The sequence below is a fragment of the Aeromonas sp. Lyrl_2 genome, assembly GCF_051948815.1.
GTDB classification, from domain to species: Bacteria; Pseudomonadota; Gammaproteobacteria; order Enterobacterales; family Aeromonadaceae; genus Aeromonas; species Aeromonas veronii.
Genome location: NZ_JAYJLJ010000004.1, coordinates 51,202 through 63,335 on the forward strand (window position 1 = coordinate 51,202; position 12,134 = coordinate 63,335).

The 12,134-nt window shown below is 62.3% G+C and carries 7 protein-coding genes; 2 read left to right on the forward strand and 5 right to left on the reverse strand.

What is annotated here, in order from left to right:
* Nucleotides 1–3 precede the first annotated feature (3 nt).
* Nucleotides 4–612, reverse strand: a complete 609-nt coding sequence (locus VF684_RS04520) for a TetR/AcrR family transcriptional regulator (RefSeq protein ID WP_005355070.1) — start codon at nucleotides 610–612, stop codon at nucleotides 4–6.
* Nucleotides 613–702: 90 nt separating this feature from the next.
* Between VF684_RS04520 and VF684_RS04525 the strand changes: the two genes are divergently transcribed.
* Both VF684_RS04525 and VF684_RS04530 read left to right on the forward strand, forming a co-directional pair.
* Nucleotides 703–1,803, forward strand: coding sequence for an efflux RND transporter periplasmic adaptor subunit (locus tag VF684_RS04525; protein WP_139440251.1), 1,101 nt, complete (start codon nucleotides 703–705; stop codon nucleotides 1,801–1,803).
* Nucleotides 1,800–4,907 carry an efflux RND transporter permease subunit gene (locus VF684_RS04530; protein ID WP_201911996.1) on the forward strand — a complete coding sequence of 1,036 codons (3,108 nt, stop codon included), beginning with the start codon at nucleotides 1,800–1,802 and terminating at the stop codon, nucleotides 4,905–4,907. Before VF684_RS04525 ends, VF684_RS04530 begins: the two co-directional genes overlap by 4 nt.
* Here the strand turns inward: VF684_RS04530 and VF684_RS04535 are convergent.
* The 4 genes from VF684_RS04535 to acnB all read right to left on the reverse strand — a co-directional run bounded on the left by VF684_RS04535 (nucleotide 4,892) and on the right by acnB (nucleotide 12,063).
* Nucleotides 4,892–6,019 carry a CobW family GTP-binding protein gene (locus VF684_RS04535; RefSeq protein WP_162516379.1) on the reverse strand — a complete coding sequence of 376 codons (1,128 nt, stop codon included), beginning with the start codon at nucleotides 6,017–6,019 and terminating at the stop codon, nucleotides 4,892–4,894. The genes VF684_RS04530 and VF684_RS04535 overlap by 16 nt on opposite strands.
* A 9-nt stretch (nucleotides 6,020–6,028) precedes the next feature.
* Complete coding sequence (locus tag VF684_RS04540; RefSeq protein ID WP_139440255.1) at nucleotides 6,029–7,435, reverse strand: D-arabinono-1,4-lactone oxidase; 1,407 nt, start codon at nucleotides 7,433–7,435, stop codon at nucleotides 6,029–6,031.
* Nucleotides 7,436–7,598: 163 nt separating this feature from the next.
* Nucleotides 7,599–9,185: an EAL domain-containing protein gene (locus VF684_RS04545; protein ID WP_021231269.1), complete on the reverse strand. Its 1,587-nt coding sequence runs from the start codon at nucleotides 9,183–9,185 to the stop codon at nucleotides 7,599–7,601.
* Between the two features lie 280 nt (nucleotides 9,186–9,465).
* A complete protein-coding gene (acnB, locus tag VF684_RS04550) occupies nucleotides 9,466–12,063 on the reverse strand; it encodes a bifunctional aconitate hydratase 2/2-methylisocitrate dehydratase (protein WP_106843559.1) in 2,598 nt (865 codons plus the stop codon).
* Nucleotides 12,064–12,134 lie beyond the last annotated feature (71 nt).

Consider the following 12,134-nt stretch of genomic DNA (forward strand, 5'->3'; position numbering starts at 1 on the left):
CCATTATTTTTGCGGGGGAGCGGCGGCGGTCAGGAAGAGATCGACACAACTCAGGGTCCAGGCATCCTGCTCGGCAGCGCTCTGGGTCAACGGCAGACCCAGCTCACGAAGCATGCGCTCCTTGCCCTGCCACATCAGCAACAGCTGCAAGGCGGCCTGTTCGCTGTCTTGATGGCACAGCAGGCCTTGCTGCTTTTGCTGCTCCAGCCAGTTGGACAGCATCTCGGTCACATAGAGCGGGCCCGCCTCGAAAAAAAGGGTGGCCAGCTGGGCATCGTTGCAGCTGATGCAGGTGCGAAAGATATTGATGGCATCATCGCTCAGGATCAACTTGCGAAAGCTGCGACCAAAGGCAATCAGGCTCTCCCGCACATTGTTGCCACGCAACAATACCTCCGGCATCAGCTCACTGCTGACGCACTTGCTGCCCACCGCTTCGGCAAACAGCGACTCCTTGTTGGCAAAATGGCTGTAGACCGTCTGCTTGGAGACGCCCGCTTCACTGGCCACCATGTCCATGCTGACCAGATGCAGACCGTGCTGACAGAAGAGCCGCCCGGCAGCATCGAGGATCGCAGCCCGCTTCTGCTGACTACGGGGTGAAATGTTCATTTTTCCTCCACAATCAAACTGGACAGTCTAGTTTCGAAAAACTAGACTCACCGGTGTGATTTGATGTTATGTCAACCAGAGGATGATGTCATGACACTTTGCTTAATCCTGCTGGCGCTGTTACTGAGTGGCTGCAGCCCGGTCACTGAGTCAGAAGAAACACCCGCCCTGACCCGGGTGATCGCCCAGCCGCTGCAAGCCAGCGATCACTACCCGGTGCTGCACCGCTTCAATGGCCGGGTGATCGCCCCCGAGCACAGCCAGATAGGCTTCGAGCTGGCAGGGCGGATCGCCACTCTGCACAAGGGACGCGGAGAGCCGGTCGCGGCCGGCGAACTGCTCGCCACACTGGACACCCGGCTGCTGGCAGTGGAAGCCAAAGAGCTGGCCGCCCGGGCCGCCCAGAACGAGGCCGAGCTGACCCTTGCCCGGCAGACGCTCGATCGACTCACCGCCCTGCGCCAGCAGCAGTTCAGCTCCCGTCAGGCGCTGGATGAACAGCAAGGCAAAGTCCGCATGCTGGAGGCAAGCGCCAACCAGCTGGCCGCCGCCCTCGAAGCCAACCGGGTCAAACAGGAGAAATCACAGCTGCGCGCCCCCTTCAACGGGATTGTGGTCAGCCGCGAGCAGGCATTGGGGGCCGTGGTGGCCGCAGGCCAGCCTCTCTTCTCCCTGACCCGCAGCGGCCAGTGGGAGGCCGATATCGGCGTGCCGGTGAAACAGGCCGAGACCCTGATCGTCGGCCAAAACTACCCCCTGCAAAGCGGTGTGCAATCACTGGAGGGGCGCCTGCTTAATCTGGGGGTACAAGTGGACGGGCAGACCCACACCCGCACCGCCCGCTTCCAGCTGACCCGGGGCGGCGAACAACTGGCAGAGGGGCAACTGATCACCCTGTTGCATCAGACCCGCGAGCCCACCCGTGCTTACGAGGTGCCGCTCACCGCGCTGACCCAGGGATTGCGCGGCAGCTGGACCCTCTATCTGCTCAACGACGAAACGCCACCCCGAGTAGTCAGTCGGGACGTCACCCTGCTGCAGCAAGATGGCGAACGAGCCTGGATCAGTGGTGCCCTGAACGGACAAGAACAGCTGGTGACCGATGGCCTGCATAAACTGGTGCCGGGCCAGCAGGTCACCCTGACCACCAGCGTGGATCATCAGGTGGCGCATCCGGAGCCACAGTCATGATCCGCCCGTTTATCGAGAATGGCCGCCTGCTGCTGTTGACGGTCGCACTGCTGCTGACGGCCGCCCTTGCGGCATTGCAGACCCTGCCCAGAACCGAAGATCCCCAGCTCACCAGCCGTTTTGCCAGCGTGGTTACCCACTTCCCCGGGGCCAGCGCCGAACGGGTGGAAGCGCTGGTGAGCGAGCCCATCGAGAACCGGCTGCGGGCCCAGAGCGAGATCAAGCTGATCGAGTCGAGCTCTCGCCCCGGTCTCTCCATCATCAATCTGGAGCTCAAGGATGAGGTCAGCGATGTCGAGCCTGTCTGGTCCAGAGTTCGTGACCGGCTGGCAGATCTTGCCGCCGGACTGCCAGCCGGCGCCAGTGCCCCCAAGCTGGATGACGAGAAGGGCTACCCCTTCACCCGGCTGGTCAATGTGGTCTGGCGCGGGCCGGGCCAGCCGCAGCTGGATCGCCTCGCCCGCTACAGCGCCGAGCTGGAACGCCGGGCTCGCCAGCTGCCGGGCACCGAATACGTCGAGCGGGTCGGGACACCACAGGAGGAGATCGAGGTGCGGTTCGATCCCCTCGCCCTCAGTGCCAGCGGCATGAGTGGCGAACAGCTTGCCCAGGCGCTGAGCGGTGCCGATGCCAAAGTAACCGCCGGAGAGTTGCAGGGCAGCCACAATCGCTTTCAGGTGGAGATCCGCGGCGCCCTCGATACCCTGGAGCGGATCCGCCAGATCCCGCTGCGTACCGGCGAGCAGGGCCAGACCCTGCGCCTTGGCGATCTGGCCGAGGTAAGACGTACCCTGCACCAGCCGGAGAGTCAGCTGGCCTTTGCCAATGGTGAACGGGCCGTGGTGGTCGGCCTGCGGATGGCACAGGATCACCGCATCGACCTCTGGTCGGCACGGGTCGATACAATGCTGGCCAAGCTGCAACAGGACTTGCCGGATAATATCGGCCTCGTCACCAGCTTCGATCAGCAGCGTTATACCGATCAGCGGCTCGATACCCTGCTGCTCAACATTGTGCAGGGCTTCCTCATCATAGTGGCAGTGCTGCTGGTGACCTTGGGAGTCAAGGCCGCCATTATCGTGGCCCTGTCGCTGCCGCTTACCGTGGCGTTCTCTTTCGCCTGCATGAACCTGATCAATCTGCCCATTCACCAGATGTCGGTCACCGGTCTGGTGGTGGCGCTCGGGATCATGGTGGACAACGCCATCGTCATGGCGGATCGGGTGCAGTATCAGCGCCGCCACGGCATGGCCATGAGTGCCGCCGCACTGGAAGCCATCGGCCACCTCTGGCTGCCACTGCTGGGCTCCACCCTCACCACCATGCTCGCCTTTATGCCGATCATTCTGATGCCGGGCCCGGCGGGCGAGTTTGTCGGCGGCATCGCCTGGGCGGTGATCTGTTCGCTGCTGGGATCCTACCTCATCGCCCACACCCTGGTGGCTGGCCTCGCAGCCCGCTGGATTGGCAGTGACCAGGGGGGACGCTGGTATCAGGATGGCTTGCACCTGCCCCGGGTGAGCGCCCGTTTCCAGCAGAGCATCGCCATGGCGCTGGCTCATCCCTGGCGCACCCTGCTGCTGGTCAGTCTGCTGCCCCTGCTCGGTTTTTGGGTGGCGGGCCGCCTCACCGAACAGTTCTTTCCCCCTGCCGACCGGGACATGATCCACATCGAGGCCAGCCTCTCCCCACAGGCGAGCCTGGCGCGCACCCGCGAGCTGGCACTGGGGATCTCTGCCGAGCTGGCCAGTCTCCCCGAGCTGGTTCGCCAGGATTGGGTGGTGGGCGACAACGCCCCCAGCTTCTACTACAACCTGGTGCCCAGAAAACAGGGGCGGGCCGATTACGCCCAGGGGATGATCACCCTGCAGGATGCCGATGCCGCCGAGCGGCTCATTCCACAACTTCAGCAGCGGCTCGATGCAAAATTTCCCGAAGCGCAGATCCTGGTGCGCAAGCTGGAACAGGGGCCGCCTTTCAATGCCCCGGTCGAGCTGCGGCTGTTTGGCCCCGACCTTGAACAACTGCACCGTCTGGGAGAGGAGCTTCGCAGTCTGCTCGCCAATACCCCGGCCGTGGTGCAGACCCGCGCCACCTTGCAGGCCGGGGCCCCCAAACTCTGGTTGCAGGTCGATGAGGAGGCCGCCCGACTGGCAGGCATGAGCCTGACCGATGTTGCCTCCCGGCTGGCTGGCGCACTGGATGGCAGGTTGGGCGGCACTGTGCTGGAAGGCACCGAGTCAATCCCGGTACGGGTGCGACTGGCCGAGCCCTTGCGTCAGGATCCGGATGCGCTGCTCAATGTGCCGCTGTCGCTCACCGGCACCGGCCAGCAAGGGGCTGCCAATCTCACCTTGCGGGCGCTGGCCACTCCCGAACTGCTGCCAAGCTGGGGGGAGATCAGCCGTCGGGATGGTGAGCGGGTCAATGTGCTGGAGGCCTATCTGGCGGTCGGCGTACTGCCGCAAACCGTGCTGGAGCAGGTCAAAGAGCGGCTGGCCGCCAAGGCGCTGGCGTTGCCGCCGGGCTATCGACTGGAGTTTGGCGGGGAAGCCGCCAAGCGGGATGAATCGGTGGGTAATCTGATGGCTCACGTCAGCCTGGTCGCCGTGCTGCTGGTGGCCGTGCTGGTGCTCAGCTTCAACTCGTTCCGGCTGGCAGGCATCGTCACCCTGGTGGCGATCCAGTCGGCTGGGCTCGGGCTGCTGTGGGTCTGGCTGCTGGGGTACCCCTTCGGGTTTACGGTGATCATCGCCCTGCTGGGACTGATGGGGCTGGCCATCAACGCCGCCATCGTCATTCTGGCCGAGCTGAAGGCAGACCCGCTGGCACAACAGGGCAATCTGCCGCAGATCCGCGATCTGGTGGCCGGTTGCAGCCGCCACATCGTCTCGACCACCATTACCACGGTGGGCGGCTTCATCCCGCTATTGCTGGGGGGCGGCGGCTTCTGGCCCCCCTTTGCCATCGCCATCGCCGGTGGCACAGCGCTGGCGACCCTGCTCTCGTTCTACTTTGTGCCGGTGGCGTTTGTGTTGTTCAACCGCCGCCGTCCTGACCCGGTACAGGAGAGCTGCAACGCGCAAGATCAGTTGTCGGGCTGACCCAGCATGGCTTTGAGCCGCTCTTCCAGAGTGGGCTCGGGGGCCTTGAGGGTCGCCATAAAGAGCTGCTCGATACCGGCCTTGTCCTGACTTTTCACGATAAACACCAGTCGGGACTGGGCCTTGCCCTCCGGCCAGTCGCCCAGCGCCTGCAGCGGATAGAGCTGGCCGTGGACGCCGTGGATCACCACCGGCTGGCTCTCTCCCTCCAGCTGCAAGATCCCCTTGAGGCGCAGCAGGGCATCGCCATATTGGGCCTGCACCGCATCGATGGCAGCCAGCAGGCGAGAGGGCTTGAGCGGCTCGCCGATACGCAGGGAGAAACTTTCGATGTTGCCGTGCTCGAAGTGGGTGGGTGCAGCAGTGCCCACCTTGGCGGCGAACGGTTGCATCTTCGGCTGTATCGGTGACGCCAGCCCCTGCTTGGGGGATTCGGTGCGCAGCCAGGCCAGCAGCTGGCGCACATCGCGCCCCGCCGCTTCGTTGTAGGCGCCGAGCTTCTCCAGCACTGCTGGCGACAGTTCGCCATTGGTCACCTGCTGGATGGGGGCCGCCGGATTGAGTGCCGCCAGCTGGGCTTCGACCCGCGCCAGCTGTTCGCCATCCACCAGATCCCCCTTGCTCACCACCAGCAGATCCGCCAGCGCCACCTGTTTCACCGCTTCATATTGAGTCGCCAACTGCTGCTCAATATGGCCGGCATCCACCACGGTGACTGTGCCATCGAAGCGGTAGCGCTGGGCGATAAAGCCCTCTTCGCGCAGGGTAAAGAGCACGGGGGCCGGATCGGCGAGGCCAGTGGTCTCGATAATCAGCCGCTTGAACGGTTTGATCTTGCGCTGGATGGCCTTCATAAACAGCCCCTGCAACGCCTCCACCAAAGAGCCCTGCACCGAGCAGCAGATGCAGCCGGAGTCGAGCAGCATCACCTGCTCATCCACCTGTTGCACCAGATGGTGATCCAACCCCACCGAGCCGAACTCGTTGATCAGCACGGCGCACTCGCCAAGCTCTGGCTGCTTGACCCAGTGGTTGAGCAGAGTTGTCTTGCCGCTGCCGAGAAAGCCGGTCAGCAGGGTCACGGGAATTCGAGTGTCTTGCATATCGGTCATGTCAGATCCTTACCGGTTGGCAAACAGGTCGCTGAGCCAGCGGTTTTCAAAGCGGCCGTGGGGGTCGAGCTCGGCTTTCAACGCCACGAAGTCGTTCCAGCGCGGTAGCAGGGCCGGGAAGTCATACAGATCCATCGCCAGATGCTTGCCGAAATGGGGAATGCCGCCGAGCGGTACCAGCAGTTGCTGCAGCTCGCGCATCTGCTCCATGGAGCCGTTGACGAAGGTGCCGTCCGCCGCCAGATAGACCAGAAAACCGATCCAGCAGACCGACTGGCCATAAGCGGCGCTAAGCCAGGCCTCGGAAGGGCCGGTACAGCGCAGGATAAAGGGGTAGTGCAACACTCCCAGGTTGGCCTGCTGCCAGGCCTGCAGGGTCTCCAGCGCCTCGTTCATCCGATGCAGCGGCACCGCCACCTCGCAGTTGATCTGGGGAGCCGGGATCCCCTTGCAGAGGATCTGGTAGACGTTGCCCACCAGATCGGAGGCATCCTTGAAGCGGCGCACCGTCTCGAAGTGCTCGCCAGCCAGCGCCTCATCCTTGGTGTCTTTCGCCATCTTCTGCATGGTGGCGTCGATAGTGGCATTAAGAGCAGCGTTCATGCGGGCGTCGATATCGCCATCCAGCAGCAGCGGCTCGCTACCCGCGGCCCGGTAACGGGCCACCTCCTCATCAGAGGCGGGATCCACCAGCCAGATGTGGCTCTCACCGGTCCAGGCAAACCACCAGCTCTTCACAAAGCCGTGCTCGCGGTTGAGCCGTTCGTTGTGCTCCAGCAGGAAGGGGTAATCGGTGGTGAACTTGGTGCAGCGCATAATGCGGTTCGGCACAGTGCGCAGGGTGACGTCGAGCAGGATGCCGAGCATCCCCATCCCCATCACGAAGGCGCCGAAGCGCGGGTCACTGCGATCCACCCGGATGATGTCGCCATTGGCCAGCATCACGGTCAGGGCCTCCACCGCATCGCAGAGGGCAGACTGGTGCAGCCCCTGACCGTGGGTGCCGGTGCTGAGGGCGCCGCCCAGGGTCTGGATGCCGATAACGCCCGGGGATGCGGGCAGCATCCGCTCCATGGCGATCAGCTCGGCATAAACGGTATCGAGCGGCGTCCCCGCCTGATAGGTCACGGTATCGGCCGTTTTCGCCAGCTGGCCGCGCAGGTGGTGCAAGTCCACCAGCAGCGCCTGACTGCCCTCGGCATAGACGCTATGGATGGGTTCAAAAGAGAGGCCGGAACCGATAAGGCGCAGCTTGCGCTCGGGGTGTTCCCGCAGCAGCGCTTGCAGCTCGTCGCGGGTTTTCGGGCGCCACACCTGATCCAGCGCCCCGAGGGGATTGGTTCTCGACCAGTTGAACAGCACCTCCCGATTACCGATCGCCTTGATGCTGTGAAATGCCTGGAACTGAACCGTCATACCGCGCCTCATCTTTTACTGACGTCAAAATGAGCGCCGATTCTACCGAAAAGTGAGCCACAAGGCATGGAAAACAAGCCCCTGCAGTCGAGGGGGGGATAGGGATATAGCACTTCCCTACCCTGCCAGACGGGAGCGTGGCCGCCCGTCTGTCACCGATAGATCAGGTGGCGTTCGGGATGCCTCGCACCCCATCTGGCTGGCGGGTTTGTGCCTCTTCCGGCAGCAGCTCCTCGCAGAACTGGCGCAGCGGCATGGGGCGGGCAAACAGGTATCCCTGTAAATAATCGACCCCTTTGGCCCTGAGGTAGTCAGCCTGACGCTCGCTCTCCACCCCTTCCGCCACCAGCGCCAGACCGAGCCGGGTTGCCAGATCGATCACATTGTCCACGATATGCTCCGAGAGCGACTCGGTACCGATGCGGGCGATAAAGGATTTGTCGATCTTGAGGTAATCCACATGAAACTGCTGCAGGTAAGCCAGGCTGGAGTGGCCGGTACCAAAGTCGTCGATGGCGAGTTTGACCCCCATCTCGTCCAGCTGGCGGAACAGGGAGAGGGTCTGGGGATCTGACATCAGCAGCTCCCGCTCGGTCAGCTCCAGCACCAGTACCACCTTGCCGGGGAGGAAGTGACCGAGAAAGGCGCGGCACTCGGCCAACAGGGCAAAATCGTGGCAATGGGCGGCGCTGATGTTGAAGCTGATATGAAACCCATCGGGCAACTGCTCCTGAGAGCGGTTCAACCGTGTCGCCACCTGCTTCATGATATGGGTGGTCATGGGGACGATCAGTCCCGACTCCTCCGCTTGCGGGATAAAGAGATCGGGCCGGATCACCCCTTCATTGACATGCTCCCAGCGCATCAGCACCTCGGCGCCCATCATCTTGCCGTCGTGGCTGGCTATCAGCGGCTGCAAGTAGGGAACAAACTCCCTGGCTCGCAGGGCGCGTCGCAATTCATCTGTTGGCGAGCCGGGACGCCCCAGCACCCACCACACCAGCCAGGCCAGCAAAAGCGAGGAAACCGCCAGCCACGACAGCGCCACGTGCCGCGCGGCCCACAGCGACTTCCAGTAGACCGGCATGGCATAACCGGCATGGATGGTGAAAGGATAATGGGATGAGGTGAGGGCCTGGCTGATCCCGCGATGGAGGGTGGGCGCTTCGCTCAGATAACGGCCAGACTCATTGAGCCAGGCCGACCCCACCTGCAGATAGAGCGCACTGGATTTTCCGCTCATAGAGAGCATGAAGCTGAGCTGGGTACTGTCGATGGCGCTCAAGGCGGCATCCTTTCCCTGCTCGGTGCGCACCACCAGCAGAGGGTGATTTTGCCGCACCCGGTTGCCACTCATCAGCAGCAGCTTGCGGCCGGTGTAGATGGAGCCGTCATCGGCATCATTGGCCTCACCAAACAGCGAAGTGCAATTGATGATACCGTTTCGCACCAGATTGACCGAACGCAGGAAGGGCTCGATGGCGACCTTCTTGCGCAGCACCAGCAGGTTGTCGCGACAGGGAGCCTTCACCAAGGGCAGCACGGAGCGATTGGCCTGCTCCGCATGATCCAGCATCGACTCCATCAGGGTTCTGGCCTTGTGGGCCGAGGCGCTGGATTCCGCTTTCAGCTCCTGCACATAATTGCTGTGGATGAGCCAAGCTCCCACCAGCAGCGGCAGGGTAAAGACCAGCAAGGCACCGCCGAAGCGTAACCCGGTTCGGGAGAGATCGATCCTGAACAGAAACATAAAGAACCACGCCGCAATTCGTCAGGCCTGCCAACGCAAGCACCCAGTGAACAGATATCCACTTTCCCTCGATAACGATGCCTCATCATTACCGCACATAACCGAACAACATAACCCAAAGCGTTTATAAAACGAACCACCAAACAGGTGGTTGGATCTCTCTAGCAAGGATCGTGCAAACAATCTTCAAAAAAGACGGTGAATAACACACAAATAAATAATGCCGCGTAAATACGCGGCATTATTGGCTTCTTATCGCGCAAATCGCGCAAGAACTCCGTTAAACGGCTTGCTGCAGGATCACCGCATCAGCCTTCTTGGTGTAGGAGGCGATCTCGTTGAAGTTGAGGTAGCGGTAAGTGTCTGCCGCAGTGGCATCCAGCGCCTTGGCATACTGCAGGTACTCCGCCACAGTCGGGATCTTGCCGAGGATGGCGGCAACAGCGGCCAGCTCCGCAGAGGCCAGATAAACGTTGGCACCTTTACCCAGACGGTTCGGGAAGTTACGGGTGGAAGTGGAGACCACCGAGGCCCCTTCCGCGACCCGCGCCTGGTTACCCATGCAGAGGGAACAACCCGGGATCTCGATGCGGGCACCGACGCGACCAAAGATGCCGTAGTAGCCCTCTTCGGTCAGCTGATCCTTGTCCATCTTGGTGGGCGGTGCGATCCACATGCGGGTCGGCAGCTCGCCCTGATACTTCTCGAGCAGTTTACCGGCGGCACGGAAGTGACCGATGTTGGTCATGCAGGAACCGATGAACACCTCATCGATCTTGTCGCCAGCCACGTCGCTCAGCAAACGGGCATCGTCCGGATCGTTCGGCGCACACAGGATCGGCTCCTTGATGGTGGCCAGATCGATCTCGATGATTTCGGCGTACTCGGCATCCTTGTCCGCTTCCATCAGGGTCGGGTTGGCCAGCCACTCTTCCATCCCCTTGATGCGACGGGTGATGGTGCGTACGTCGCCGTAGCCTTCGGAGAGCATCCATTTCAGCATCACGATGTTGGACTTCAGATACTCGATGATCGGCTCTTTATCCAGCTTGATGGTGCAACCGGCAGCGGAACGCTCGGCGCTGGCATCAGCCAGTTCGAACGCCTGCTCCACCTTCAGGGTCGGCAGACCTTCGATCTCGAGGATGCGGCCGGAGAAGATGTTCTTCTTGCCCGCTTTCTCGACGGTCAGCAGCCCTTTCTGGATGGCGGCGTAGGGGATGGCATGAACCAGATCACGCAGGGTGATGCCCGGTTGCAACTCGCCCTTGAAGCGCACCAGCACGGATTCCGGCATATCCAGCGGCATCACGCCGGTGGCGGCGGCGAAGGCCACCAGACCGGAGCCCGCCGGGAAGGAGATACCGATGGGGAAACGGGTGTGGGAGTCACCACCGGTACCCACGGTATCCGGCAGCAGCATGCGGTTCAGCCAGGAGTGGATGACGCCGTCACCCGGACGCAAGCTCACACCGCCGCGGTTCATGATGAAGTCCGGCAGGGTGTGGTGGGTCTGTACGTCGATGGGCTTCGGATAGGCCGCGGTGTGGCAGAAGGACTGCATGGTCAGATCGGCGGAGAAGCCGAGACAGGCCAGATCTTTGAGCTCGTCGCGGGTCATCGGGCCCGTGGTGTCCTGGGAGCCGACCGTGGTCATCTTGGGCTCGCAGTAAGTGCCCGGGCGAATGCCCTTCACGCCGCACGCCTTGCCCACCATCTTCTGGGCCAGGGTGAAGCCTTTACCGGTATCGGCCACCGGCTGCGGGCGACGGAACACGGTGGAGAACGGCAGACCCAGCGCTTCGCGGGCCTTGTCAGTCAAGCCGCGGCCGATGATCAGCGGGATACGACCACCGGCGCGCACTTCGTCGATCAGCACGTCGGTCTTCAGTTCAAACTGCGCCAGCACCTGTTCGGTGCCGTGTTTGCAGATCTTGCCGGCAAACGGGTAGATGTCGATCACATCGCCCATTTCCAGCTTGGAGACGTCCACTTCGATGGGCAGGGCGCCGGCATCTTCCATGGTGTTGAAGAAGATCGGGGCAATCTTGCCACCCAGACAGACACCGCCAGCGCGCTTGTTCGGCACGAACGGAATGTCATCGCCCATAAACCAGAGCACCGAGTTGGTGGCGGATTTACGGGAAGAACCGGTACCGACCACGTCACCCACATAGGCCAGCGGGAAGCCTTTCTCTTTCAGGGCATCGATGGTCTTGATGGGGCCGACGGCGCCATCCTTGTCCGGAGTAATGCCGGGACGGGCGTTTTTCAGCATCGCCAAGGCGTGCAGCGGAATGTCCGGGCGGGACCAGGCGTCCGGTGCCGGAGAGAGGTCGTCGGTGTTGGTTTCGCCGGTCACCTTGAACACGGTGACAGTGATCTTCTCGGCCAGCTCCGGGCGGGAGAGGAACCACTCGGCATCAGCCCAGGACTGCATCACCTGTTTGGCGTGGACATTGCCCGCCTTGGCCTTCTCTTCCACGTCATGGAAGGAGTCAAACATCAGCAGGGTGTGGGAGAGCCCCTTGGCGGCAAGCGGCGCCAGGGTGGCGTGATCCAGCAGGTCGATCAGCGGTTGAATGTTGTAACCACCCTGCATGGTACCCAGCAGCTCAACAGCTTCGGCGGCAGTCAGGATGGGAGAGTGGGCTTCGCCCTTGGCGACGGCGGTGAGGAAACCGGCTTTGACATAGGCCGCTTCATCAACACCGGGGGGAATACGGGAGGACAACAGCTCTTTCAGAAAGTCTTCTTCGCCAGCGGGCGGGTTCTTGAGAAGCGTTACCAGGGCGGCGACCTGCTCTGCATCCAGAGGTTTGGCAACCACGCCCTCGGCGGCACGTTCTGCGACGTGTTTACGGTATGTTTCAAGCACGACTAATTCCTCTTTGGTCTTTTTTTGGGGTTCGCCCACGCTCGCGGCGATCGTCCTTGCGGGACACCCCG

Excerpts from the sequence above, each read along its gene's own strand:
- VF684_RS04540 (WP_139440255.1), bottom strand. The coding sequence starts at position 7,435 with ATGACGGTTCAGTTCCAGGCATTTCACAGCATCAAGGCGATCGGTAAT.
- VF684_RS04520 (WP_005355070.1), bottom strand. The coding sequence starts at position 612 with ATGAACATTTCACCCCGTAGTCAGCAGAAGCGGGCTGCGATCCTCGAT.
- VF684_RS04525 (WP_139440251.1), top strand. The coding sequence starts at position 703 with ATGACACTTTGCTTAATCCTGCTGGCGCTGTTACTGAGTGGCTGCAGC.
- VF684_RS04535 (WP_162516379.1), bottom strand. The coding sequence starts at position 6,019 with ATGACCGATATGCAAGACACTCGAATTCCCGTGACCCTGCTGACCGGC.
- VF684_RS04545 (WP_021231269.1), bottom strand. The coding sequence starts at position 9,185 with ATGTTTCTGTTCAGGATCGATCTCTCCCGAACCGGGTTACGCTTCGGC.
- VF684_RS04530 (WP_201911996.1), top strand. The coding sequence starts at position 1,800 with ATGATCCGCCCGTTTATCGAGAATGGCCGCCTGCTGCTGTTGACGGTC.